At 41.3% G+C, this 25672-nt stretch carries 22 protein-coding genes; 6 read left to right on the top strand and 16 right to left on the bottom strand.

The genetic code is table 11. The features are described 5' to 3' along the window. Nucleotides 1–5: 5 nt before the first annotated feature. Together IPO83_00540 and IPO83_00535 are read right to left on the bottom strand one after the other, a co-directional pair. Nucleotides 6–1349 carry a T9SS type A sorting domain-containing protein gene (locus IPO83_00540; GenBank protein ID MBK9729780.1) on the bottom strand — a complete coding sequence of 448 codons (1344 nt, stop codon included), beginning with the start codon at nucleotides 1347–1349 and terminating at the stop codon, nucleotides 6–8. Between the two features lie 388 nt (nucleotides 1350–1737). Beyond that, a complete protein-coding gene (locus tag IPO83_00535) occupies nucleotides 1738–3606 on the bottom strand; it encodes a T9SS type A sorting domain-containing protein (protein MBK9729779.1) in 1869 nt (622 codons plus the stop codon). A gap of 369 nt (nucleotides 3607–3975) precedes the next feature. Here IPO83_00535 and IPO83_00530 point away from each other — a divergent pair, with 369 nt between their 5' ends. The 3 genes from IPO83_00530 to rfaE2 are packed head-to-tail and all read left to right on the top strand — an operon-like array spanning nucleotide 3976 to nucleotide 5824. Next, on the top strand, nucleotides 3976–4326 hold the full coding sequence (locus IPO83_00530; GenBank protein ID MBK9729778.1) for an aspartate 1-decarboxylase: 351 nt from the start codon (nucleotides 3976–3978) through the stop codon (nucleotides 4324–4326). Continuing rightward, the gene (locus IPO83_00525) at nucleotides 4326–5336 is read left to right on the top strand and encodes a flippase-like domain-containing protein (protein ID MBK9729777.1); all 1011 of its coding nucleotides are present in this window, start codon (nucleotides 4326–4328) and stop codon (nucleotides 5334–5336) included. Before IPO83_00530 ends, IPO83_00525 begins: the two co-directional genes overlap by 1 nt. Beyond that, nucleotides 5333–5824, top strand: coding sequence for a D-glycero-beta-D-manno-heptose 1-phosphate adenylyltransferase (gene rfaE2 / locus IPO83_00520; GenBank protein MBK9729776.1), 492 nt, complete (start codon nucleotides 5333–5335; stop codon nucleotides 5822–5824). The genes IPO83_00525 and rfaE2 overlap by 4 nt, the downstream gene beginning before the upstream one ends. A gap of 65 nt (nucleotides 5825–5889) precedes the next feature. On the opposite strand, the gene IPO83_00515 is transcribed toward rfaE2, so the two are convergent. From IPO83_00515 to IPO83_00505, 3 genes are all read right to left on the bottom strand, one after another. After that, on the bottom strand, nucleotides 5890–6342 hold the full coding sequence (locus tag IPO83_00515; GenBank protein MBK9729775.1) for a D-tyrosyl-tRNA(Tyr) deacylase: 453 nt from the start codon (nucleotides 6340–6342) through the stop codon (nucleotides 5890–5892). A 135-nt stretch (nucleotides 6343–6477) separates the two neighbouring features. After that, nucleotides 6478–7404, bottom strand: a complete 927-nt coding sequence (gene rsgA / locus IPO83_00510) for a ribosome small subunit-dependent GTPase A (protein MBK9729774.1) — start codon at nucleotides 7402–7404, stop codon at nucleotides 6478–6480. A gap of 156 nt (nucleotides 7405–7560) precedes the next feature. Beyond that, entirely contained in the window at nucleotides 7561–8322 is a 762-nt protein-coding gene (locus IPO83_00505) for a geranylgeranylglyceryl/heptaprenylglyceryl phosphate synthase (GenBank protein ID MBK9729773.1), read from the bottom strand. A 335-nt stretch (nucleotides 8323–8657) separates the two neighbouring features. Between IPO83_00505 and IPO83_00500 the strand changes: the two genes are divergently transcribed. Further along, nucleotides 8658–9209 (top strand): TetR/AcrR family transcriptional regulator, encoded by a 552-nt coding sequence (locus tag IPO83_00500; GenBank protein MBK9729772.1) that lies wholly within the window; start codon nucleotides 8658–8660, stop codon nucleotides 9207–9209. Between the two features lie 22 nt (nucleotides 9210–9231). Here the strand turns inward: IPO83_00500 and IPO83_00495 are convergent, their stop codons facing one another. The 8 genes from IPO83_00495 to IPO83_00460 form a co-directional block, all read right to left on the bottom strand. Next, the gene (locus IPO83_00495; protein MBK9729771.1) at nucleotides 9232–10824 is read right to left on the bottom strand and encodes an amidohydrolase; all 1593 of its coding nucleotides are present in this window, start codon (nucleotides 10822–10824) and stop codon (nucleotides 9232–9234) included. Beyond that, nucleotides 10824–10934, bottom strand: a complete 111-nt coding sequence (locus IPO83_00490; protein MBK9729770.1) for a type II toxin-antitoxin system RelE/ParE family toxin — start codon at nucleotides 10932–10934, stop codon at nucleotides 10824–10826. The genes IPO83_00495 and IPO83_00490 overlap by 1 nt, the downstream gene beginning before the upstream one ends. A gap of 179 nt (nucleotides 10935–11113) precedes the next feature. Continuing rightward, on the bottom strand, nucleotides 11114–12685 hold the full coding sequence (locus IPO83_00485; protein ID MBK9729769.1) for a hypothetical protein: 1572 nt from the start codon (nucleotides 12683–12685) through the stop codon (nucleotides 11114–11116). Nucleotides 12686–12729: 44 nt separating this feature from the next. Then, the gene (gene gabT / locus IPO83_00480) at nucleotides 12730–14100 is read right to left on the bottom strand and encodes a 4-aminobutyrate--2-oxoglutarate transaminase (GenBank protein ID MBK9729768.1); all 1371 of its coding nucleotides are present in this window, start codon (nucleotides 14098–14100) and stop codon (nucleotides 12730–12732) included. Nucleotides 14101–14196: 96 nt separating this feature from the next. Continuing rightward, nucleotides 14197–14808 carry a GNAT family N-acetyltransferase gene (locus IPO83_00475; protein ID MBK9729767.1) on the bottom strand — a complete coding sequence of 204 codons (612 nt, stop codon included), beginning with the start codon at nucleotides 14806–14808 and terminating at the stop codon, nucleotides 14197–14199. Between the two features lie 61 nt (nucleotides 14809–14869). Next, nucleotides 14870–16228 carry a sodium:proton antiporter gene (locus IPO83_00470; GenBank protein ID MBK9729766.1) on the bottom strand — a complete coding sequence of 453 codons (1359 nt, stop codon included), beginning with the start codon at nucleotides 16226–16228 and terminating at the stop codon, nucleotides 14870–14872. A 91-nt stretch (nucleotides 16229–16319) separates the two neighbouring features. Next, on the bottom strand, nucleotides 16320–17741 hold the full coding sequence (locus IPO83_00465) for an NAD-dependent succinate-semialdehyde dehydrogenase (protein ID MBK9729765.1): 1422 nt from the start codon (nucleotides 17739–17741) through the stop codon (nucleotides 16320–16322). Between the two features lie 109 nt (nucleotides 17742–17850). Next, entirely contained in the window at nucleotides 17851–19284 is a 1434-nt protein-coding gene (locus IPO83_00460; GenBank protein ID MBK9729764.1) for a spore maturation protein, read from the bottom strand. Nucleotides 19285–19745: 461 nt separating this feature from the next. Between IPO83_00460 and IPO83_00455 the strand changes: the two genes are divergently transcribed. Next, nucleotides 19746–20201, top strand: coding sequence for a hypothetical protein (locus tag IPO83_00455; GenBank protein MBK9729763.1), 456 nt, complete (start codon nucleotides 19746–19748; stop codon nucleotides 20199–20201). 5 nt (nucleotides 20202–20206) lie between these two features. Here IPO83_00455 and IPO83_00450 read toward each other — a convergent pair whose 3' ends face one another. Beyond that, a complete protein-coding gene (locus tag IPO83_00450; protein ID MBK9729762.1) occupies nucleotides 20207–20389 on the bottom strand; it encodes a hypothetical protein in 183 nt (60 codons plus the stop codon). A gap of 51 nt (nucleotides 20390–20440) precedes the next feature. Here IPO83_00450 and IPO83_00445 point away from each other — a divergent pair, with 51 nt between their 5' ends. Beyond that, nucleotides 20441–22828 carry a tetratricopeptide repeat protein gene (locus tag IPO83_00445; protein ID MBK9729761.1) on the top strand — a complete coding sequence of 796 codons (2388 nt, stop codon included), beginning with the start codon at nucleotides 20441–20443 and terminating at the stop codon, nucleotides 22826–22828. Between the two features lie 19 nt (nucleotides 22829–22847). On the opposite strand, the gene IPO83_00440 is transcribed toward IPO83_00445, so the two are convergent. Next, nucleotides 22848–24203 carry an aspartate aminotransferase family protein gene (locus tag IPO83_00440; GenBank protein ID MBK9729760.1) on the bottom strand — a complete coding sequence of 452 codons (1356 nt, stop codon included), beginning with the start codon at nucleotides 24201–24203 and terminating at the stop codon, nucleotides 22848–22850. A 98-nt stretch (nucleotides 24204–24301) separates the two neighbouring features. Beyond that, nucleotides 24302–25666 (bottom strand): NAD-dependent succinate-semialdehyde dehydrogenase, encoded by a 1365-nt coding sequence (locus IPO83_00435; protein MBK9729759.1) that lies wholly within the window; start codon nucleotides 25664–25666, stop codon nucleotides 24302–24304. Nucleotides 25667–25672: the final 6 nt, after the last annotated feature.

The raw sequence follows: 25672 nt of genomic DNA, 5'->3' as shown, positions 1-25672 counted from the left end.
GAAAACTACCTGCTGATCACAAATTTAGCCTGATAGTGTGCATCTCCTGCCTTTACTTCCAGGAAAAATATTCCACTTGTTTCACTGCTGAACTGAAGTTCCCTTATTTCCGCGATCGGACTATTTTTCTGCCAATGATAAACGGTTTGACCAAAAATGTTTTTGATGTCGAGTGATAGCGTTCCTGCAGGGCTGGAACGCAACAGTTCAATATTTACAACGCCTGATGATGGATTGGGATATACGTTAATGCCATTGTCTGTTTCAACGTTGCTGATGCCGGTGATCGTTACATATTGTGTTGCTGAGTTTTTGCAGCCATTGGAATCACCTGCCAGCACAGTATAAAATCCCGTTTGCGAAGCTGTAAAAGATTGATTGGTAGCACCCGGAATATCTACCGTATTCAGTTGCCATTGATACGTTTGAAAAGAATTGCAGGTTAGCTCATATCCATCCTGCGTAATAACCGGAAATGGCGGTGTTGGAAAAACGGTAATGAAGTCGTTTAAGAAAAGCGTATCAGTCCCGGAAGCATTACCGGTAATGAGTGTTACGTCATATGTACCAGGCTCCGTATAACAAATGCCAACAGGATTTGCGGAGGTATCGGTTGCAGGAAAGCCACCTTCAAAGCTCCATTGCCAGGATGTTGGACTATTGGTAGAAACATCAGTAAAATTCACACAAAATTTTTCGCAGATAGATGAATCAGATGCTTCAATGGCAAGTGGTGAAACGGAACCTGTGCTGAAACCGATCATCTTACGGGCAGTGCTTGTATTAGCAACATTACCTCCATATATATCCGTAAACACGGTGACTGGCGCTCCGCCATTGTTGGCATATAATGGAATAGGATAATTACAGTTAGAAAATTCAAACTGAATAGCAAGATTATCAGAGAAGTTGTAACTAAAGGGTGTTGTTAATGGAATTTCTGACCAACCGGTTGGCGGATCATTCCATGGCGCACCGGTTACTGTATAATTAAATAGTGGTTCATCAAGCACGATGCTTGCAGTGCCGGCATTAAAATTATCGGCGAATGTATTGACCGGAACATTTAATGTAGTATGTCCCAAAGTGATCTTCAAATCCTGAATGGCCAGGTTGTAAAAGATATTTGACTTCAGCCAGATGGAATGAATCTCAACTGGTGCATTCATACCTGTGGAAGCTAATTCATCCTGGGTATATATAAACAGGAATTTATTACAAAGTCCTCCATAGAAATAATAATCATTAACGCCCGCGTCAACAGGGTTGTAATAATAATAATCCGGTTGAGAAAAAGCTACGTGATGGCTGGTAAAAATCAGTATTAGTGTCAATAGTGTGGATCTCATAAGGTTTATTTTCTGGATAGCTTTTTTAAAATCTGCTCACTTTTTTTGGCAAAATAAAACCCGCTATATTCAATTCAAAAACAGAATGGGTATAACAAGTTACATTTGAAAATGTTGCCTGAAAACATCCTGATAAGGAAAAAGTTTAAAAATGCAGGAAACTATTTGTTCTTCGCACCAACAGGGCTAACTGCTCTCTTACAAACACTTCAGCAAAAGACAAGAACACAGTTTTGAGTTTAACCGTTTTGCAAACATCTTTTTGAGTGGAACTTCTGCTCACCACAGCAGCTATCAGTGTCACCGTAGCAGCATTTTACAAAAGAAAAATACGATGAAAGAGGTAAAAAAGTGCTTCATCACAACACGAAAAAAAATAATGCGGCCGTTAGTGAACAACCATTAATTTCCTGTTAAGAAAATAGTCACCGGCTGTAATGTGAAGGAAGTAAATGCCGCCGGGTTCCGTAGAAAGATCAACCGTTTCCTCCAAAGTTTTTGTTCCATCTGTTTTCTTAAAATAGAGTACATCGCCGAGGGTATTTGAAATCTGAATACTGCAATTAATATTCAGCGACGATGCGCTCAGAATCTTGAAGACGCCTGCAGAAGGATTTGGATAAACAGAAACTCCTGATTCAGCGAATAGGTCATCCACACCACTTAAAATGATATATTCCGTAACTGAATTCTGGCATCCATGCTCTTCATATATTATTACTGTATAAAAACCGCTTTGCGTAACAGTAAAGGATTGATTGGTGGCACCAGGAATATCTTCTGAATTAAATTGCCATTGATACGCCGCCGCAGGACTGGAAGTAAGTAATGGTAAGTCTTGTGTAATTACCGGAAAAGGAGGAGTTGGATACACGGTAATGTAATCTTCAAGCAATAACGTGTCGTTACCATTTGCATTAGTAGTAATAAGTGTAACATCATAAGTACCCGGAACATCATAACAAATATTATCCGGATTTTCCTCCATTGACGAAGACGGAATACCACCCGGAAACTCCCACTGCCAGCCCGTTGGATTATTCAAAGACTGGTCAAAAAAATCAATGCAGAATTTTTTACAGATGTTCGTATCACTGGAGGACAGGTTTACCTGTTGAAGTGGTTCGCTACTCAAAACATTTTCAGTGAAGCCCGGTAGTCCGTAAGTACAAGAGGCTGCAATAAGAATAAATCCATTGTCGGTAAAATTGCAACCTAAGCCTGATATATCCGGATCGTTAACTACTGCAAGGCCGGACATTCCGTTTCTGCAGATATATAACTTTCCATCAGGACCCAACTGCATCGTTTGCATGGCAGAAGAGGTAGCATTGCCCACCACAGTTTTGCTGGCTATAATATCGGCCAGCGTACCAGCATCCAGATCGAATTGAAACAGTCCGTTATTATTTTCTTCATCCACATATAACCGTTTTCCATTGGGCGAAAATGCAATACCATATACATACGGCAAATTATTGGTAACTGCGCCAAGGTTTATTGCATTGGAAATTAGCCCGGAGGAAGCGTCGAAGTCATAAACTTCTGCCTGATCAAGTCCGGATAATATGGTTGCAAGCCGTGAACCGTCTGTCGAAAATTTCATGCAACCGATGGGATTATAGTTACTGTAAGCAGTTCCGATAGCAGAAACCACACCTGACGAAATTCCCGATGCTGTCAATTCAAAGCAGACAAAATTGTTTCCATTCCATTCATGCGTGGCAATCCAGTAACCTGTGCCGGCAGTGTTTTTGATCACCGCTAATTTTTCACAGGCAGGTGCATAGAGGAGCACATTTTTTACAGCGGTTACAGCACCCAACCCACCATTCTGGCTGAGATCAACAATGCTGTAACGATAGCCATCACTTCCACCACTGTAATATTCTCCTGCCGTAAAAATATAATACTGCATACTGTTTCCCGGATCAGGCACAATAACAGCCGCCTGTGCGCTCGATGAATTGCCGGTGAGTCCGGTGCCATTCGCCATTACCTGGTGATTGGAATTCCAAACAACACTACCGTTGGTATAGATTAAGATTGCACCGGTATTTTTATCGCTGATGGTGGCACACCCTTCAAAGGCTGACATCAAACCATTGGTAATAGAAACGGCTGTGCCGCTGTTAAAATCAATGCCGGCGTAATTTCCGAAGTACCAGGTATTCGCTTCCTTTTGTGCGAAGCAAAAACTAATGCCTGCGAACAGGAAAATTAAAGTCGCAATGGTGTGTGATAAAATTTTATTCATGGAGTCAATTAAAAAAATGCCGGTTACTTTTTATACTGTACTTTAAATGATTGTGCTTATAAATTGATTGAGCAGAAAGCGATAGTTCAAGAACATCTGATGCTCAAATCATTTGCTGATTATTTATTTGTGTTTGACTATTAAAAATATTTAAAAATTTCTAAAGCTGTTACATTCGTCGTGTAAAATCTGGATGTCGCTATAAAAAAGATGATTAAAAAAATTTAACCAATTGAGAAAAACCCAGGATAAACAACGCAGGCCAAACTGCATGTTTATCCTTTTCAGGTAGGTTGAAGTAATTATTGAAAGTCAGCCTTACCAACTGAAAAGCTTCTTCCATTTTCAATTTATATCTTTGCGCCCGCTATGACGATTGAAGTGGTTAAATCGAAAATTCACCGTGTAAAAGTTACGGAAGCAAACATCGACTATGTTGGCAGCATAACTATCGATGAAGACCTGATGGATGCCTGCAACCTGATTGAAAATGAGAAAGTGCAGGTAGTGAACGTCAACAATGGTGAACGCCTCGAAACATATGTGATCAAAGGAGCGCGTGGCTCCGGCATAATTTGTCTGAACGGACCTGCGGCAAGAAAAGCCGTCGTAGGTGACATCGTCATTATTATTTCTTACGGAACTATTGAATTTGAAGCAGCGAAATCATTCAAGCCTTCTATCATTTTTCCGAATGAAAAGAACTTATTAGCCCGTTAGTGAAACAGAAATTATTCTCCGCAATCCGCATCATTCTCTTCGCAGCTATTGGCGGATTTTTATTTTGGCTGGTCATCCGCAACCAAAACCTGGAAGAAATAAAACTGAAACTGGAAAGTGCCAACTGGTGGTGGCCCATGCTTGCGCTCGTGTTTGGACTATTCAGCAACATCTTTCGCTCTTTACGATGGAACATGCTGATTTATCCATTAGGTTACCAACCAAAACTGACTAACACTTTTGGTTCATTAATGGTAGGTTATATGGCCAATCTTGCTATTCCAAGAATGGGAGAAGTGACACGCAGCGCCATGCTTAGTAATTATGAAAAGATTCCGATGAATAAAATTTTTGGAACTGTAGTGATCGAACGTATCATTGATGTGCTTACGATTTTCCTGTTGCTGTTTTTTATTCTTCTGTTGGAATTTGAAAAAATGAGTAGCATGGCTTCCCTCTATGTTTTCGGGCCGATTGGTGAAAAGGTCGGCATTTTATTTTCGCAGGGACTCGTGTTTTACCTTTTGATCACAGCCGTTTTTGCAGCAGTGTTGTTTGCTTCCTGGTTTTATATTGTTCGGATCAAACGTTCAAAATATTACCTTAGACTAAAAGATATGCTGCGTGGGTTTATAGATGGGATCAAAGCCATTGGTAATTTAAAGAACCGCAACCTGTTTTTAGTCTACACTTTCCTGATCTGGTTTATGTATTTCCTGATGTCGTATGTGTGCTTCTACAGTTTTGCTGCTACATCCTCACTCGGATGGATCGCTGCATTGGCGGTGATGGTGTTTGGCGCTTTCGGATGGGCAGCACCGGTGCAAGGCGGATTCGGAACTTTTCATGTAATTGTTACGCAAACACTTTTGTTATACGGCATTGCAAACAATGACGGACTTGCATTTGCCATTCTCAACCATGCCACTCAGGTATTTGGTATGCTCACTTTTGGTTTGCTTGCATTGATTGTTCTTCCAGTTATCAATCGTAAAACTCCCGCATCATGAATTATCTGCCTGTGATCCAACAAAAAATTATCGCAATTCCTGAATTGAACAGAATGATTGCGGTCTGGCACCTGAAGAGCAAGAAAGTGGTTTTTACGAATGGTTGTTTCGACATCATTCATGCAGGCCATATTCATTTACTTACTACTGCAAGATCATTCGGAGATATTTTAATTGTAGGATTGAATACGGATGCATCAATTGGCAAAATCAAACCCGGACGCCCATTACAGGATGAACAATCACGTGCGATGATCATGGCTTCCTTTGATTTTATTGATGCAGTTATTTTGTTTGACGAAGAAACACCTTATGAGCTGATCAAAGCTATACAGCCCGATATATTGGTAAAAGGCGGCGACTATACACCTGAAACGGTGGTTGGAAAAGACGTGGTGGAAAAAAATGGTGGCCGCATTGAACTGGTAAAATATTTGGATGGGTTTTCGACTACGAATATTATTGCGAAGATCAGAGCTATGAAATGATCTTTACGGTTTATAGTTGATTCAGTTTTTCCTTTTCTGCTTTTCAATTTCCTTCTTACGCAACATCATTCTCTGTTTTTGGTATCGATCCAAATGGTAACCGGGCCATCATTCAGCAATTCAACTTTCATCATCGCACCAAATACACCCGTTGCTATGTTTTTAGCAAGTTCCAATTCAAGCTGTTGCAGTAATTTTTCATAAAGTGGAACAGCAACCTCAGGTTTCGCTGCTTTGATATATGATGGCCGGTTTCCCTTTTTTACAGCAGCATGCAATGTAAACTGACTCACCAGCAGTACTTCTCCATCCATATCTTTCAGCGAGTGATTCATTACGCCGCTTTCATCGTCAAAGATGCGCAGATTTGCGATTTTGGCTGAAAGCCAGTTAATATCTTCATCACCATCTGCATCTTCAATTCCCAATAGCACCAGCAAACCTGCACCTATTTGTGAATGCACTTTTCCATCGATGGCAACGGATGCTTTGGTTACGCGTTGAATCAGAGCTCTCATGAATTAATCTGCATTTTAATTTCTCAACAAGATTAAAATCACCATAGATTCATGTACAATCAATCAATCAATTAAACAGTTTAACAATTAAACACTTCAACAATTAAACAATTAAACCATTTAACCATTTAACCCTCAGTCATAAATCCTCTCATCCGTCTTCAACTCATGCATAATAGAAAGATAATTTTCATACCTGCTCACCGGAATTACACCTTCTTCAACGGCAGCCTTTACAGCACAGCCAGGTTCATTGATGTGCATGCAATTATTGAAACGGCAATCATGCCTCACTTTTTCCATTTCCGGAAAATACTGCGCTACCTCTGATGGTTCGAAGTCGAGAATGCCGAATTCTTTGATTCCGGGTGTATCAATAATGAAACCACCGAAAGGCAATTCAAACATTTCAGCAAACGTGGTGGTGTGTTTTCCTTTCTGATTATAAACAGCTACTTCAGCCGTTCGCAGATCCAGCATTGGATCAATTTTATTGATGAGCGTGGATTTTCCAACACCTGAATGACCTGCCAGCAAGGAAATTTTTCCTTTCATCAATTCACGCACTTCTTCAACGCCTGTATTTTTTTCTGCGGAAGTACATACTGTTACAAAACCGATTTTTGAATAAACATCTTTTAAATAATTTACCAGCTCCATTTCCTTTTCATCATACAGATCAATCTTGTTAAAAAGAACGATGGACGGAATGTGATACGCAGTGGCGGTCACTAAAAAACGGTCTATAAATCCTGTTGAAGTGCGTGGCATTGCAATGGTTGCCATGATGAAAGCCTGATCGATATTGGCAGCAATGATGTGTTCAGCAGTTCGATTATGTGTAGATTGCCTGATGATGTAATTGCGGCGTGGAAGCACTTCACGAATGGTGGCATCACTTTCTTCTACACTTACCATCACGAGGTCACCAATATTAACCGGAGTGGTGGTTCTGCGATCGATCAATCTCAGTTTTCCCTTGATACGGCACGACAATACCGATCCATCGTCCATACGAACCTGGTACCAACTGCCTGTAGACTTGATGACACGACCTTGCAAAGAATTAGGAATTAGGAATTAAGAAAGATGTGCCGATGTTTTGATGTGCCGATGCTTAATGACTACTAAGGACTAAAGACTTAAGACTAAAGACTAAAGACTAAAAGACTAAAAGACTAATGACTGAATGACCAATGACTCAGTGCTCACTACTCACTACTCACTACTCACTACCGACTGCACCTCATGCGCTATCGAAAATATCAGCATCGGATCTTTTTCAATTGCATTCCCGACAACTACAATATCAGCTCCTGCTTTGCAGATACTTGCTGCCATTTCTGCTGATCTGATGCCACCACCTGCAATCAAAGGCACTTCAATATTTTCGCTCACCAACTGTATCATTGATTCACTGATCGTTTTCAAAGCTCCGCTGCCTGCATCAAGATAAATAGTTTTCAATCCCAGCATTTCACCAGCCATAGCGGTGCACATAGCAATGTCGTCTTTGTGATTCGGAATCGGAATCGTATTACTCACGTAGGAAACAGTAGTGGTAATTCCACCGTCAATAAGAATGTATCCCGTAGAAATAATTTCAAGTCCACTATTCTTTAAGACCGGCGCAGCAGCAACATGCTGACCAATTAATAATTCAGGATTGCGTCCGGAGATCAGCGAAAGATAAAGTATTGCATCTGCCCTGTCATTTATCTGCGCAGGACTGCCCGGAAATATTACTACCGGAATGTCGCTGCAACTCTTTATCACGTCAATACATTCACCCATCGTGTCATTTACCAGCAGACTTCCCCCAATAAAAAAATAATCAACTGCTGCTTTGGTAGCCACTTCCACAGTAAAGACCAAAGACTCGGGTGTTACCTTATCAGGATCAATCAGTACTGCCAATTGCTTCTGCCTGTTTTTTTTTGCAGCCAGGAAACTCGCGTAAACTTTATTATTGTTCTTCACACATTCACATTTTACAATCACGACAAACCTACACGAAATCGGTAAAATGAAAGAAGAAAAAAATTATGTGATTGGTAAAGTACGCTCATTGTAAGTATGTCCAATCAGTCCTGAAACGTGCATTTCCAATTAAGAACTGTTAGTTTTTGCTTATCGAACCATTGCCTGATCAGCCTGTTTGGAAATTGCAATTTGAAATGAACCTATCCTGAACAGCATCAGTCCCGCGGGTAAATTATTTGTATTTTGCAACTAAAGATATTTTTCTAAATGGAAATTCTAGCGATGCTTAAAAAGGACCGCTGAGAAATCCGGCGCCTGAAATAGACTTAAATATGGCAAGACTGACAAAAACAGACTGGATACGCAGAGGAATAAAAGTATTGAATGACGAAGGATATGCTGCGATAAAAATCGAACATCTATGCATCAAGTTCGGTGTAACCAAAGGTTCATTCTATCATCACTTTGAAAGCATTAGCGATTATGAAGAATTCCTTTTGAAATACTGGGAAACAGAAACCCTTGGCCGTATAAAAGAAGTGGTTGACTCCGGACAAACACCGAGAGAAAGACTGAACCTGATGATTAAAGAAGTGTTCAGTGTTTCAGGTAAAACAGAACTTTCATTGCGTGCCTGGGCACTGCACAACCGAACTGTAAAAAAATATCTTGATAAAATGGATAGTGAACGCATCGGCGTTACGCGTACTTTATACCTGGAAGTTGGAGTTCCTAACGGGAAAGCAGGTGAGCTTGCGGAGTTTGCGTATACCGCGTGGTTGGGTATTCAATGTTTCTATATCGGAACTTCTGCACAAAAAGAAAAAACGGTACGGATGATTAATGAGTTGCTGAATGCTCCGGTGAAGGGGATTGAGAATTAAGAATTAAGAATTAAGAATTGAATTAGGAATTAGGAATTAGGAATTGGCAGATGCCGTTGATATAGGTTTGTTGTGCCTGGCATTTGGAGATTTCATCCGTTGAAAGTTTGCTTACATCTTTGTTCAGCACTATAAAGTCTGCCCATTTTCCGGGTGAAATGCTACCACGATTTTGTTCATCGCCATTTGCGACAGCGCTTCCCATCGTGTATGCATAGATACCTTCCCCAACAGTAATTTTTTGATGCGCAGCAATTGGCTGACCATCGGCATCATGTCTGTCCACTGCTGACCGCAGGCCGGTGAATGGATTAAAATCTTTTACAACCGGTGCGTCTGTTGAAAAAGATAAATTGATTTTATGATTCAAAACAGATCTTGCCGGATAAACTTCTTCAAGATATGTATCAGATAAATACTGTCTGAAATTTTTTCCAAGTTCATAAATAAAAATAGGTTGCATCACTGCACTCACTTGCATAGCATGCATTAGTTCCAGATTTTCAACAGAAGGTAATCCAAGATGTTCTATGCGATGACGAATATTATTCTTGTTGAGTGAAGCAATTTTTTCATAAACATCCAGTACCAAATCAATTGCGGCATCACCTATTGCATGTGTTGCAATGCGAAAGCCGTGTTCCTGAGCTTCCCGGGCAAGTGGCAGAAAAAAATCTTTAGTCAATCGCAACACGCCGTAATCTTCTGAATTACGGTAAGGTTTCTTCATCGCAGCTGTCTTTCCACTCAGGCCACCGTCAGAAAAAAATTTCACGGTATCAACTTTCAGATGATCTGATTGATATTTTTCCGGCAACGGCAATGGCTCAGCAGCTCCGTCGGGTACAATGATAGGAATCGCATTCACACGGATTTTTAATTCGCTGTTTCGGTCCATTGATTTATACACTTCCAGCAAATCAGGCATCACCGCAGGATCCGTTGCTGATGTAATTCCAACTTTCAAAAATTCATCCTGTGCTGCAAGTATCATTTTTCGATAGTGATTAGCACCATAGGATGGGACTTTATTCATCACTAATCCCATTGCTGTTTCTGTGAAGTGACCAGCCAGGTTTCCATCAGGTAACAATTTTATTTCACCGCCCTGTGGAATAGGTGTTTGTATCGTTACTCCTGATACATTCAAGGCCTTTGTATTGACAATGAGTTGGTGTGCACACGTTCTTATCACGCTCACCGGACGATCGCTGATTATACCATCAAGATCAAACCGGTTGGGCATTCGCTTATCAGCAAAAAGAACTTCATTAAAACCACGTGCCTGAATCCATTCCAAATCAGGATTTTGCTTAGCATAATCTGACAACCGCTGTTTCATTTCATCCATACTTTGCACACCACGCAGATCAAGCATGTACGTCATCAAATTGCCGACTTTCCAGATATGAATGTGCGCATCGTTAAAACCGGGAAGCACGGTGGCGCCTTGCAGGTCAATTCGTTCACAATGTTCATTGAATATTCGCAAGATCGACTCGTCTGATCCGGCGCCAATAATTTTTCCGTCAGCAACTGCAAATGCAGTAGCAAGCGATTGTGATTTATCCTGCGTCAGGATATTTCCATTGAAAAATATTTTTTCTTGCGCCATTAGAGCGAATAGGTATCTTTTCGGTGACGGATGCTCCTGATCTCCACTATTTGAATAGTATCAGCAAGAAGATAAATTATTCGGTAATCATTGATGCGAATTCGCCACAAATTTTCATTTACCCCTTTGATTTTCTACAACCCGCTGCTTTGCGATTATTTGCCAGTTTAATAATTCCTGAAATTATTTTTGGAACCATTAAAAGTTTCAGTCTCCTGTTTATGATTTGATGTTAACTCGCGGAAAAAATCGGAAAGGTTACAATTGCCGAAATCTGATCTCAAGCAAATCACTTTGTTGCCAATGCCTTTTTTTCATTCATTTGCGAAGAAGCAGCTGCAAGTCCATTAACGCTTTGGATTCTGTTTGGAGCTGCTTTCAAAGCAAGTTCAAATTGAGTGAATGCTTCAGATGGCCGTTTCATTTTCAACAACCATTCTCCATACATTTCATTAGAAGGTTTTACAACAGTAGGAGGACCAAAAGAATAGCTGACGCTGTTTTCCAATGCTGTTGCCTGTTTGAACCATTTGTCAGTTGAAAAGGAATCTTTCTTCAACTGTGATGACAAAGCCTGCAATTCCATTTCCATCACTTCAGCATATTGCACATCAAGAAGATTTGGACTATTTGCATTCACACTTCCACAACTGTGTCCTGATGATTCAATAATTTTATCAGATGCCAGCATTCTTTCATCATGCATTGTTGAAATAGCATTTGCAAGCTGCTTTTCATCATTATCATGAAATGCTTTCATGCCGTTTACAAAATTATTCATGGCACGAAGTCCAATGTTCAGGTCGTCTTCTTTTACTTCAATGGATGAAATTTCCGAATGCCAGTCATTCGACTCAACCAAATAAGTACTCTTTAAAAGTATCACATGCTCCCTTGCACGTGGCGAAGAAAGTGAATCACAATAATGCTGCATTTCTGTTACCATTTTTTTTGCTTCTTCACTCCGGCCTTTTTGCAATAGAGCATACATCAGCCAATGAAAAGAATGATAGCCCAAAGCATCATTGTTCAATCCTTTGCGCTGCTTTCTTTCCTCACTTGCCGCCCATGCCGCTACATTGGAGCTGATTACTTTATCCCACATTCCCAACGCCAGGTAGATATGTGATGGCATATGCAAAGCATGACTTGCCGATGGCGCAACTTTAGCATATGCGTCTGCAGCTTCCAGTGCCAGATGCGCATGATCGGGATCATCATAAGAATGAATAAGGTAATGCAATGCTCCGGGATGATTTGGATTTTTAACCAATACTGTCTTTGCAATCGTTGCTGCCTGACCATATACGGTTGTATCACGCCCTACTTCCACGGAACCCAGCAAAGCAATGCTGTAGAAGGATGCTACTTCTGCATGGCCGGGATATTTTTCATACAACGATGACATGAATGTCGCGTACTTGTCATCTCTTTCAGCTTTGCTTCCATCTCCGTATAAAATATTTATTGCATTGATGAAATCCTTTTCAATATTTGTTTTCGCTTTTGAAACGCGCAAGTCAGGAGTAGCGGCAAGCAATTTTAAAATAGAATCTGCCTTCTCTTTATTTTGATACCGCCAGAGCGCATGATTGTAGGTCATTGCTTCTCCCCAATATGCCATTACAAACGTGGAATCTGTTTTATGTGCTTTCGAAAAATTTTCCGCTGCATCGTCATATTCAAAACTATGGAGCAGCAACAATCCATTTTTAAAATAGGGTTGTGCTTCCGCATTTCCTGTTACCACGAATTCAAGTTCACCAAGTTGCGCTTCCGGTTTTTTATTTTCTTCAGAACAGCCCAACAGGCAAACTGAAGCAATCAAAAGGTTTAAAGCAATTGAGGATTGAAGTTTCATTTTGTAACTGATTTATTTTTTATAATACTATCGTCACCCTTGATTTAAAAAGCAACTTTATCTTTTAAATATTTACTTCCTTTTTCATCAGCGCGACTGATAGCGCCTTCCAACACATTTAAACCTTCCTGCAATTGTTCATCTGTCATTACAATAGGCGGCAACAAACGGATACAGTTGCTGTATAATCCTGCTCTGATCAATATCACGCCTTTAGCCACGGCATCTTTAATAATTTCTAATGTTAAGTCAGGATCCGGTTCACGGGTTTCGCTGCTCTTTACAAATTCAACTAATTGCATCGCACCGACTCCACGCACGTCACCAATGGATTTATATTTTGATTTCCACGATGCTAAGTTCGCACGCATCAACTCACCCACTTCACTTACACGTTGCAGGAAGGATGATGAACTCAAAATTTTAACTGCTTCAATCGCAGCAACACAGGCCAATGGGTTTCCGCCGTAAGTTCCTCCTACTCCACCTAAATGTGGTGCATCAATGATTTCCGCTTTGCCGGTAACGGCACTGATGGGCATGCCGGCACCAATAGATTTTGCCATACAAATCAAATCGGGGACAACACCTGTGTGCTCGCAGGCAAAAAATTTTCCTGTACGTGAAGCACCACACTGAATCTCATCGAAGATGAGTACGATTCCATGCTGATCACAGATAGCGCGCAGTTTTTCCAAAAATCTTTTAGGCATAGAAATAAATCCGCCCTCCCCCTGAATTGGTTCAATGATGATCGCAGCAACAGCAGCAGGATCAACCTGCGACATCATCTGTTGATCAAATTGCTGTATGCAGTAATCAATGTAATCCTCTTCGCTCATTTGTTTCGGCCGGCGATATATATTTGGTGCTGGCAATCTATAAATATCACTCACAAACGGACCAAATCCTTTTTTGAATAAACCATATTTACTGGTGAGTGATAACGTTAGCAATGTTCTACCATGGTAAGCAGCTTCAAAACAGATCACTGCCGTTCTTTTAGTGTAGTATCGTGCAACGTTTACAGCATTCTCCACTGCTTCACTTCCTGAATTGGCAAGTATTGTTTTCTTCGGAAAATTTCCAGGTGTTAGTTCATTGAGTAATTCCGCGAGCTCCACATAAGGTTCAGGCGTAGCAACCAATGTGCAGATGTGGAGATATTTTTCCATTTGCATTTTCATCGCATTCACCACTTGCTCCGGCCGGTGACCGACATTCATCATACCAATTCCTCCTGCAAAATCGAGTAATGCGTTTCCATCAACGTCGTACACCATTCCACCTTCAGCATGATCAATCACAACTTCGGTTGATTTGGCGAGACCGGCCGGCATTGCATTTTTTCTGCGTTCGAGTACTTGCTGACTTTTTGGTCCGGGGATGGATGTTTTGAGGTTGATGTGTGTCATGGGTAGAGTTGATGTGCCAATGAGTCCTTAGTCAGAAGTCCTTAGTCGTTAGTAGTCTTTAGTCTTATTGTAAAATCCTATCTTGTACGTCCCAATTTAATTCCTAATTCCTAATTCTCCTGCCTCCAAAACAATGAGCGCTCCGGCATTGCCACAAGTTGGATCGTGAAGGTATTCTTTTATCAATCCTGCTATTTTAAATCCTACCTTTTGTTGCACTGAAACTGTCGGATCAAACAACTCACCGCTCTTTACTTTTTCATAATATTCATCCAGGGTCATTTTATCTTTCACTGCTCCGAATCCATTTAACATACCAACTGTTATTTGTCCTTTCAATTCCAACTGGTGAACGGTGTGCTGACGTGCCTTATACAATGCTTTCGCAATACCTATTTTCCTATAGGAAGGATCGACACTTACATCAATGCCATACAACCATTCCCCATTGGGCTCATGTGTTGTCAGCCAGCCACCACCCATCACCTCCTGAAAAGTATGGGGTTCCGGGTCTTCAATATTATAGTGATAACGCATGGAAGTAGTGGCGCCAATTACTTTCACTCCGTCAAGAGCAACGAATTGTCCTTCGGGAAAAATCTCCAGGTGTTTTTTGTATTGGTCAGCATGCAGTAATTCTTCTTCGGCAAGCAATGGAAATACTTTTCGTTGCAATAATTCAAGTTGCTCCGCTTGCACTGCGAGCATTGATGAAATTTGAATTCCGCTATTTAAGGTTTCGATGTAAGTCATAATTTGTTCCGGATGATCAAAGAAAAAATCCAAATCCCAAATACACCAATACAGAAATACCAAAGGCAATTAATGCAAAAGGTAACTGCGAAAGCGCATGATCAAGATTATTAGTGTCTGTGCTTTGCGCAGTGAGGATTGTAGCATCTGAATAGAGACAAGCATTTGCTCCAAACACCCCGGCGCTGACGACAGCTCCGATATCAATCAACGGATTTGATCCCAAAGAAACTGAAAGTGGAATGATGATGGGAATCGCAACTGCATAAACGCCCCATGAAGATCCTGTTGTAAATGAAATGAAAGAAATAGCGACAAACACCAACACCGGAAGGAGTTCTCTGCTCACAATTGGTTTCACACTGTCGATAACATATTGGGTCAGTCCAAGTTGATCTCCTGCATCTTTCAGTACATAACTCATCACCACCAATGCCAAAGCATAGAGCATGCTGTTAAATCCGGTAAACAATGTTTCCGAAAGCTGCTGAAAAGATCCAAGCTTCATCACCATGTAATAGATAAAGGTAAAAGCAACTGCAATCATCACGCCTTTCAACGCATCATAATCCAGCGCTATGGTTGCACCCAATAATACCACCAGTGGTAAAATGAAATACAATGATTTAGGTTGCTTTTCATTTTCAAATAATTCAAGTTTAACCGCGGCAATTTTTCTTCCCGGAGGAATTACTTCTCCTGAGTTAATCGCACGTTCATTTGCCAATTTCATTTTACCAAAGAGCGGAACAATTCCAAGTATTACCAACGGAATTAATAAAACAGAAACCCAACTGTAAGCTACATATGGAATCACCTGCCAGTAAACATGATTACCCATTCCTTCAGGAGCAAACTTGCACTTGACAAGAATGGAACCGATAAAAAGTGTCCATGTTGAAATCGGTACCACCACACTCCATGGCGGCGCCGTAGTGTTTACGATGTATGCCAGGTATTCTCTTGGAATCTTAAAATGATCGGTAATTTTTTTCATAGTAATACCTACCGTAAGTGCGCTGAGGTAATCATCGAGAAAGATAAAAAGTCCAAGTCCCCAGGTGCCAAATAGTGCTGCTCTTCTTGTTTTAATACGCATCAGCATATCTTCCCCGAACTTCATCGCCCCGCCGGATCGCACCATCAATCCAATCAGGGAACCATACAATCCGCAAACAAGAATAACCCATACCGTACTTTCATCTTCCATCACCCGATACAATGAATCAACAAATCCTGTGAAGAAATTTTCGCGTTGAAGAATGATAAAACCTACAATGCAACCGATTAACAATGGTTCGAAAGAAGTGCGGAGCAGGATGGCCAGGATGATGACTACCAATGGTGGGATGAGTGCAAGCGCGCCGTAGTCCATTTGAGTCGTTAGTTGTGAATCCTTAGTCGTTATTTAGTTACTGAGGCATTTGTAATTGTCACATCGGCAAAATAATTCATTGGCGCATCATTCACAATCCACCAATTGAAATCAGCTTCTTCTCCAGGTATTCAAACAATCCTTCACTGCCGCTTTCATGACCGATTCCACTTTGTTTCCAACCGCCAAAAGGAGCTTCCGTTGCATGTGGTGACCATTCATTAATACCAATCATTCCAAATTCCAGTTTCTCTGAAAGTAAGATAGAAGTTTTCAAATCATTGGTCCATATATAAGCTGCAAGTCCGTATGGAGTATTGTTCGCTTTTTCAATCACTTCATCTATTGTATCAAATGGAACAATTGGAAGTACAGGACCAAAAATTTCTTTATTGAGAAATGGTGAGTTCCCGTTACGGTCAGCAATGATGGTTGGTTCGACAAAAAAACCTTTCTCACGTTTAGTTCCGCCTGCTACTATTTCTGCACCTTCATTTTTTGCTTCATTAATAATTGACAACACCATTTCCTGTTGGCGCGCATTTATCAACGGACCCATTTTAGATTTTTCTTCAAGACCATTTCCGGTGGTATGTTCATTTGCATAACGAGCTGTTGCATTTACGAAAGCATCATAGATTTTCCGGTGCACAAAAAATCTTTGTGGAGCTACACATACTTGTCCGGCGTTTCTGAACTTGGAAACTACTGCAGTCTTTGCTACTTTCTCTACATCTACATCATCCATAATAATTACCGGCGCATTTCCACCAAGTTCCAATGCAAGTTTTGTTGCAGTTTTTGACGCACCATCCATCAGAATTTTTCCTACGCGTGTACTTCCGGTAAAAGAAATCTTTTTCAGTTTCGGATGGTGTAACATCGCTTCCCCAATCTTCGCTGAATCACCATTCACGAGGTTGGCAACACCAGCAGGAATTCCTGCTTCCTGCAAGGCTGAAAATAAATTCATGGAAGTCAGCGGAGTGTATTCAGATCCTTTACAAATAATTGTGCAGCCGGCAGCCAAAGCTGCTGCACAAGCGCGAGCAGGATTATAAGCCGGAAAATTCCACGCAGTGATAACCCCGATTACACCCATCGGTTGATAAATCACACTCATGCGCTTATCAGTTCGCGCAGATGGAATTACTTTTCCATACGAACGCTTTCCTTCTTCCGCAAACCATTCAAAGAGATTTGCCGCAACACGCCATTCACCAATCGCTTCTGCCATCGGCTTTCCCGATTCCAGTACCATTTCCGTCGCGTAATCCTTCAGGTTTTTGCGAATGATGTCGGCTGTCTTCTTTAGCATATCACCACGTGTCCAATTAGACAAATTGCTCCATGCGGGAAATGCTATATAAGCAGCTTCAATAGCGAGATTGCAATCTTCATCATTTCCGAAAGGAACGGTTGTGATGATTTCTTCGGTGGCAGGATTTTGAACAGGCCAGGTATTGCCGGTGAGTGCATCACACCATTTGCCGTTTATAAATTGTTGTTTCATTCAGCGAATCTTTCTAAAAATAATTTTGGTGAATAAACAGGTAGGGAAACATTACCGAAACTGCAAGGTTAAAAGGTTGTATGTCAAACTTACAAAACACATGAATGGCTTAGAAATAAAGCCGGCAAACAAAGATTGCTGTGATCACGCACACAAAATCCACCATCAACATGATGCCCAAAGTGTAGCGTGTATTCTTCACACTAACCGATCCGAAGTATAAAGCCACCACATAAAAAGTAGTTTCAGCAGCTCCCTGGAAAAGGCAGGCGAGTTGACCGGTAAGAGAATCTGCTCCGTACGTTTTCATGGCATCCAACATAAATCCACGGGAACCTCCGGCACTGAAGGGTCGCATCAAGGCGACAGGAATGGCGTTGATGATTTGCGGATCCACTTTGAAAATATTCAGTGTGGCCGTGATGCCATTCATCGCGATGTCCATCAATCCTGAATTGCGAAAGATGCTGAGTGCGGCAAGCATCGCAATCATGTAAGGAAGAATCCGCACACCGGTTGTGAATCCTTCTTTTGCACCCATGATAAATGAATCGAAAATATTTGTGTTGCCGGTAGTAAATACTTTTTCCTTTAGAAAAGCATAAGCGACAATAGCGAGGATGATGAACAGCAAAACGCCATTGCTCAGGTTACCGGTGAAATGCATTTTGTCAATGCCATGCAGTTGACTGATGAAATACATTAATCCGCCAATGATGAGACTGATGCCGGCCACCATACCAATCACAGCAACATTGAATAAATTGATGCGCTGCCTGATGCTTACAAATACAAGTGCTGCAATGGTACCGACGAATGAAGTGATAATGGTGGGCAACATAATGTCTGCAGGATTCGCTGCATTCATAGCTGCACGATAACCGATGATGGAAGTCGGAATCAATGTAAGTCCGGCAGCGTGCAGGCACAGAAACATAATCTGGCTGTTCGTGGCTTTCTCTTTCACAGGATTGGATATCTGCATGCTTTCCATCGCTTTTAAGCCGAAAGGCGTGGCAGCAGAATCAAGACCAAGAAAGTTCGCTGCAAAATTCATCGTCATGTAACCGTAAGCAGGATGCGCTTTCGGAAGGTCCGGAAAAATTTTTGAAAAGAGCGGCGTGAGAAACCGCGACATTTTCTCTGTAGCTTTTGAATCGCTCAATAAATTCATCAACCCACAGAAAAAAGTGAGGTAACCGATCAGTGGCAGCCAGATGTCTATGATCGTATTTTTGCAGGTAGGAAAAAGTCCATCCGCTTTTTGAGAACCGACACTTACTTCAACAATTCCTGATTTAGTGAGATGGTAGAGTGTGTCGCCATGCTGATAACCATCTCCCCCAACATTCTTTATTAAAGCAAAGAGCAATGGATCCATCCTTTTCTGATCAGCAGAATCTCTTTCGGCAACCATCGTGGGATCGCCTTGTTTGCCATTGATCATTCCGGTAAATGAATACAGGTTACCGGTGAGCAACAGGAAAAATGCCCAGCCGATGCTGGCAATAATAATGATGGTGAAGAAACGGCTGAGGGCCATGGGGGAAAGATCGGAAAAAAAATACGTGATTAAATTTTATAGCCTTAAATTCTTAGAAGTTCCTATGATTAATCAATGAAATGGCTCTTGCCTTTAAGTGGTTAAAGGTTATCGCATAGTATTTCGTTTTACTGGATCAGCCACTACTATAAAATCAGTCTGTTTTGAAATCAATCAATATAATTGTTACATCGCTTACCCTTCGGCTGCGCTCAGGGTGCGCTTCTGGCAAAGCCGAACCAAAGAGCATTGTAAAAAAATTAATTGATTTCAAAACAGATTCTTACACTGGTAATCACAAATTTCTATTTACCAATATCAAAACGGTTACTTTAAGAGAAGAAAAAACATCCGCAATGGGGAAATTTCTTTTTTGAATATGCCTGGTATAAAAAATTAATTGTGACATTCAGCAACAGATTAATGCAAAAACAGTATTTTGAACTTCTCAATTCATAGCCATGGATCCACTTACTTTAATAGTTGCAGCACTTGCTACAGGAGCAGCCGCTGGCCTGAAACCCACTGCTGAACAAGCAATAAAAGATGCATACGAAGGCATCAAAGCGTTTATCAAAAAAAAATTCGGAGGAAAAATTTCTGTTGATGATTTAGAAAAAAATCCTGCTTCAGAAAGCAAACGCGGATCACTGAGAGAAGATCTTGAGAGCGCCGATGCCCAGAATGATCAGGAATTGCTAACAAAAGCAAATGAACTTATTCAGGTGGTCGAAAAGCATGACCCTGAGAGTTACGGAATTTATTTAAAGGAAATCTCAGGCCGCAATCTCGACATTGATTCAGTCCATATGGACCAGGGAACGGGTGTAAAAGTAGATAAAGGCATATTTACTGAAGATGTAAAAATTAAAAATGTAACTATAAAAAAATCCCCCGATACTGAAAACCCCAAATAGCGACATCAGACAAACAACTGCCGGTTGATGTCGCTTCCTATAAGGAGAAGGCAGGAATAGTAATTACCAGCACAAGTGTTGCCGGAAATATCTCTTTTGGCATTGGAGAAGAGTTCATCAACCAAAGATTTCAGGAACTTACTGATCTCATCAATAAGAACATTCCTGAAGAAGCTGAACTGCTTCAAAAACAAAATGAGCTTCAGTTCGCGCTAAAACTGGATGATTATGATCTCATTATGAAGGAGGTCACCGAATGTAAGGAAGACCTTGAACAGTTGCTTCCCGCTCAAACAACCCTGATTGCCAAGACCAAAAACAAGCTTCGTCTTGCAGAAGAAAAATTACTCAACTTCATCAAAAGAGTAATTTTTATTTACGGTACCATTGAACGCGTGCCGGTAAACACGGCACGATCGATACAAGCAAGAGGGCTTTTTGAAGCAGGTCGGCTTGATGAAGCAATTGCTGTGCTTTCAACACCCGAGATGGACATAGAACTCATTCATGTAAAAGAATCAAGGGATCACCTGAAGAGAGCACTCGAGGAAGCAACTGAAAAAGCCAGGCTGATTGCTCATGATTTTTTGAGCCGCGCACTTTACCAATCTGCAAAACCATCTACCCCTGATTTAGTTAAACAAACCATTGAGTCCTTTGAAAAATCTTTGGAAGCAATGGAGCTCTATGATAACCTGTTTCAATACTCTTTGTACCTGAAGCTCATTGGGCGTGGCTCACATACTGTTTCTTATCTCGGAAAGGCGCTGGCATTTCATATTGCTGAAAATGGTGAAGACAATGAAGATAATGCAATGCTTTACAACAGCCTCGCTATGGCCTGGAAAGACAAAGGCGATCTTGACAAAGCCATCAGCTACCTTGACAAAGCGCTGGCGATTGATTTGAAATTATTTGGGGATGAAAGTCCTAACCTGGCAAGAGATTACAACAACCTCGCCCTGGCATGGCAGGATAAAGGCGATCTTGACAAAGCCATCAGCTACCTTGATAAAACGCTGGCGATTTCTTTGAAGTTATTTGGAGAGGAAAATCCAAATGTTGCCATTGCTTACAACAATCTTGGTTTGTCATGGCAGGGAAAAGGAAATCTTGACAATGCTATCAGCTCCTATAATAAAGCACTGCCGATTTTTTTGAAATTATTCGGGGAAGAAAATCCAAACATAGCAACCGGTTACAACAACCTCGGCATGGCATGGCAAGCGAAGGGTGATCTTGTAAAAGCCATCAGCTACCTTGATCATGCGCTGGCCATTTATTTGAAATTATTCGGGGAAGAAAATTCAAACGTTGCATTGGGTTATAATAATCTCGGCCTGGCATGGCATGTAAAAGGGAATCTTGACAAAGCCATCAGCTACTACGATAATTCGCTGGCGATTTATATAAAATTATTCGGGGAAGAAAACCCAAATGTGGCATTGGGATACAATAACCTCGGCATGGCATGGAAAGACAAAGGTGACCTTGAAAAAGCCATCTTCTACCTTGACAAAGCGCTGGCAATTTCTTTTAAATTATTCGGAAAAGAAAACGCAAACTCCGCAATGGGTTACCTCAATCTTGGCATGGCATGGCAAGCCAAAGGTGATCTTGATAAAGCCGTCAGCTACCTCGATATTGCGCTGGCGGTTTATTTGAATTTATTCGGGGAAGAAAATCCAAATGTGGCATTGGCGTACAATAGTCTCGGCATGGCATGGAAAGACAAAGGTGATCTTGAAAAAGCCATCAGCTACCTGGACAAAGCGTTGGTGATTGATTTGAAATTATTCGGGGAGGAAAATCCGAACGTGGTAAAGGATTACAACAACCTCGGCCTGACATGGCAAGCCAAAGGTGATTTTCACAAAGCCATCAACCACCTAGATAAAGCGCTGACCATTTCATTAAAGTTATTCGGAGAAGAAAATCCAAATGTTGCCACTGCTTATAACAATCTCGGCATGGCAAGCCAGGGTAAGGGAGATCTTGACAATGCCATCAGCTACTACAATAAAGCGCTGGCAATTTTTTTGAAATTATTCGGTAATGAAAATCCAAATGTGGCAACTGGTTATAACAATCTCGGCATGGTTTGGAAAGATAAAGATGATCCTGACAAAGCGATCGGCTACCTTGACCAGGCGCTGGCGATTGATTTAAAATTATTCGGTGAAGAAAATGCGAACCTGGCAAGAGATTACAACAACCTCGGGCTGGCATGGCAAGCCAAGGGTGATCCTGACAAAGCCATCAACTACCTTGAAAAAGCGCTGGCGATTGATTTGAAATTATTCGGAGAAGAAAATCCATCCGTGGCAATTGTCTACAACAACCTCGCACAGGCATGGCAGGATAAAAGGGATTTTGACAAAGCCATTAGCTACCTTGATAAAGCGCTCGCGATTTCTTTGAAGTTATATGGGGAAGAAAATCCAAACGTGGCAACCAATTACAACAATCTTGGCCTAGCATGGCAAGCCAAAGGTGACCTTGAAACTGCCATCAGCTATGAAGAGAAATCATATTTGATTTTCAATAAAATGTATGGTGATGAAAATAACTCCACCAAAACCGTTGAGAAAAATCTTAATAACATGAAGTCATTGAACAGCCAGTGATAAATTTCAGCGTGTTTAATTACCTGGTCAATTCAGTCAAACTTTCTTCCAAAATATCCAAACCTCTTTTCAAATCCTTCTCCTCAATCACCAACGGACTCAACACCCTCACCACATTTCCATTCACTCCCGCACTGATGATGATCAATCCTTTTTCATAACAACGTTGCGTGAGCTGTTTGGTGAAGTCACCATTGGGTTGGTGAATATCGCCATCATGTGAAACTTCAAACGCCATCATCGCACCAATGCCACGCACGTCAGAAATATGTTTGAGAAATTTCTTTTTCAATTCCAAAAAACGATTGCGGATCATCTCACCCACTGCCATTGCTTTTGCGTTGATGTCAATTTCCTGCATGTAATCAAGTGTTGCGATAGCTGCTGCACAACAAACAGGATTGCCAAGATAGGTTCCTCCGATGGTGCCGGGATTGATCGCATCAATCACAGATGTCTTTCCGATCACTGCGCCAATCGGCATGCCGCTGCCCATGGATTTTGCCCACGTGGAAATATCAGGCACCACATCAAAATGCTGATATGATGCCCATTTGCCGGTGCGACCGAAACCTGTTTGCACTTCATCAATAATGAGCATAATACCGTTTGCATCACAAATTTTTCTGAGTCCCTGGATGTATTTTTTTGGCACTACATTAAAACCACCTTCACCCTGCACGCATTCTATAATAATGGCAGCAACATTTTTTTCAGGAACATAATAATGAAAAAACTCTTCCAGCTTTTTCAAATGATAATCAGCGAACTCATCTTCACTCCTGCCATTTCCATCGTGTGAATAATCCGGAAATTCTACCCGATATACTTCCGGGGCAAAGGGGCCACATCCCATTTTGTAACCCACTTTTGAAGTGAGTGTAGTGGCCATTAAAGTCCTCCCGTGAAATGCACCTGTATAACAAATGATGGCAGGCCGACCTGTGGCTTGCCGTGCGATCTTGATTGCATTCTCTACGCTCTCCGCCCCGGAATTGGTGAGCATCACTTTCGTGGAATCTCCATGCGGAAATAGGCTGATCAATCTTTCTGCAACATCTAAATACAAATCATACGCTGCTACACCAAAACAAGTATGGATGAATTTTGCTGCCTGTTCCTGAATCGCTTTCACCACTGTCGGTGGACAATGGCCTGCATTGAGCACACCGATTCCTCCTGTAAAATCAATCAATTCTCTTCCATCAACATCAGTAACTATAGCACCTGATGCTTTTGAAATGGTGGATGGTGTGAAAATGGTGAGTGCATTCGGAACCAGTCTCTTCCTGCGTTCAAATACTTCATCATTTTTAGTTTTCTTTTTAAAGAGTTCGTATCCGGATTCTTCTTTTTTGGTGGTTATGATGGCCATGGAGAGTAGTGAGTAGTGAGAAAAAAGTCGTGAGTCCTTAGTCCTTAGTTGTGCTTAGTTAGTATTGAGTAGTAGAAAATTATAGTTTCAGCAGCACTTTATTGGTCGATGTAAATGGTTTTTGCATTTACGAATTCATGCATGCCGTATTTTCCCAATTCTCTTCCGTAACCTGATTTTTTTACGCCGCCAAATGGATAACGTGCATCGCTTTTCACCAATGCATTGATAAAGACAGCGCCTGAATTTATTTCGCGCGCTATCCGTTCCCCGCGCTCTAAATCTCTTGTCCAGATAGAAGCACCAAGACCATAGCGGTTTTTATTTGCGAGCCGAATTGCATCTGCTTCGTCCTTCACGGAAATAATTGCCGCAACGGGTCCGAACATTTCTTCATCGAAAGCCGGAATTCCGGGTTGCACATCTGTTAGAATAGTCGGTTGAAAATTGGCTTGGTCACGATTTCCTCCGATTAATATGCGAGCTCCATTTTTTACAGAATTCTTTTGTTGCGTTTCCAATTTCTCTGAAAGGTCAACACGAGCCATCGGACCCGTTGTGGTTGTTTCTTCCAATTGATTTCCCTGTTTTAATTTCTTTACTCCATCAAATAGCTTCTGTACAAATTCATCTCTTCCTTTTTCCAACACAATAAAACGTTTCGATGCAATACATGACTGACCGGCATTTTGCATGCGCGATTGCAAAGCGACTTTTGCAGCGCTTTCGAAATCCGCATCATCAAGCACGATCAACGGATCGCTTCCTCCTAACTCCAGCACAGATTTCTTTATGTGCTTACCAGCCAATGCCGCAACACTTGATCCCGCAAATTCACTTCCTGTTAAGGTTACACCCTGAACAATCTCATGAGAAATAATTTTCTCTGTTACATCAATATCCACGATCAGTGATTGGAAAACACCTTGAGGAAATCCAGCTTCCAGGAAAAGCGTTTCAATTTCTTTGGAACACATTGAAACATTGGGTGCATGTTTCAACAGGAAAACATTTCCGGCTAATATGGTGGGCATTGCAGCACGGATCACCTGCCAGAACGGAAAATTCCAGGGCATGATGCCGAAGATTGCACCAATGGGTTGAAAGGCAATCAATGCTTTCTTTGCATCAATTGTTATGCTTTCATCTTTCATATATTCTTTACCATGCCGGGCATAGTACTCACAGGTGACAGCACATTTTTCTATCTCAATCCGCGACTCGCTCAGAATTTTTCCCATCTCCAATGAAATGGAACGCGCAAACTTTTCTTTATTCAATCTCAATTGCGCTGCAATATGCTGAACCAATTGATTACGCGCTTCAAACCCTGTCTTCTTCCAGCTTTCAAAAGCATGTCCTGACAATTGCAAAGCTTGCTGCAATTGTTGTTCACTCATTAATGCATGCTCTGCAATGATGGATTGATCAAATGGGTTGATGGATTTAAAAGTTCTATACATCAGTAA

The sequence above is a fragment of the Chitinophagaceae bacterium genome (assembly GCA_016717285.1).
Taxonomy (GTDB): domain Bacteria; phylum Bacteroidota; class Bacteroidia; order Chitinophagales; family UBA10324; genus JACCZZ01.
This window is presented reverse-complemented; position numbering and strand designations above follow the sequence as displayed.

Coding starts and splice junctions, on each gene's coding strand:
- IPO83_00540 (MBK9729780.1), bottom strand. CDS start 1,349: ATGAGATCCACACTATTGACACTAATACTGATTTTTACCAGCCATCAC.
- IPO83_00535 (MBK9729779.1), bottom strand. CDS start 3,606: ATGAATAAAATTTTATCACACACCATTGCGACTTTAATTTTCCTGTTC.
- IPO83_00530 (MBK9729778.1), top strand. CDS start 3,976: ATGACGATTGAAGTGGTTAAATCGAAAATTCACCGTGTAAAAGTTACG.
- rfaE2 (MBK9729776.1), top strand. CDS start 5,333: ATGAATTATCTGCCTGTGATCCAACAAAAAATTATCGCAATTCCTGAA.
- IPO83_00515 (MBK9729775.1), bottom strand. CDS start 6,342: ATGAGAGCTCTGATTCAACGCGTAACCAAAGCATCCGTTGCCATCGAT.
- IPO83_00500 (MBK9729772.1), top strand. CDS start 8,658: ATGGCAAGACTGACAAAAACAGACTGGATACGCAGAGGAATAAAAGTA.
- IPO83_00495 (MBK9729771.1), bottom strand. CDS start 10,824: ATGGCGCAAGAAAAAATATTTTTCAATGGAAATATCCTGACGCAGGAT.
- IPO83_00485 (MBK9729769.1), bottom strand. CDS start 12,685: ATGAAACTTCAATCCTCAATTGCTTTAAACCTTTTGATTGCTTCAGTT.
- gabT (MBK9729768.1), bottom strand. CDS start 14,100: ATGACACACATCAACCTCAAAACATCCATCCCCGGACCAAAAAGTCAG.
- IPO83_00475 (MBK9729767.1), bottom strand. CDS start 14,808: ATGCTCGCAGTGCAAGCGGAGCAACTTGAATTATTGCAACGAAAAGTA.
- IPO83_00470 (MBK9729766.1), bottom strand. CDS start 16,228: ATGGACTACGGCGCGCTTGCACTCATCCCACCATTGGTAGTCATCATC.
- IPO83_00465 (MBK9729765.1), bottom strand. CDS start 17,741: ATGAAACAACAATTTATAAACGGCAAATGGTGTGATGCACTCACCGGC.
- IPO83_00460 (MBK9729764.1), bottom strand. CDS start 19,284: ATGGCCCTCAGCCGTTTCTTCACCATCATTATTATTGCCAGCATCGGC.
- IPO83_00455 (MBK9729763.1), top strand. CDS start 19,746: ATGGATCCACTTACTTTAATAGTTGCAGCACTTGCTACAGGAGCAGCC.
- IPO83_00445 (MBK9729761.1), top strand. CDS start 20,441: ATGAAGGAGGTCACCGAATGTAAGGAAGACCTTGAACAGTTGCTTCCC.
- IPO83_00440 (MBK9729760.1), bottom strand. CDS start 24,203: ATGGCCATCATAACCACCAAAAAAGAAGAATCCGGATACGAACTCTTT.
- IPO83_00435 (MBK9729759.1), bottom strand. CDS start 25,666: ATGTATAGAACTTTTAAATCCATCAACCCATTTGATCAATCCATCATT.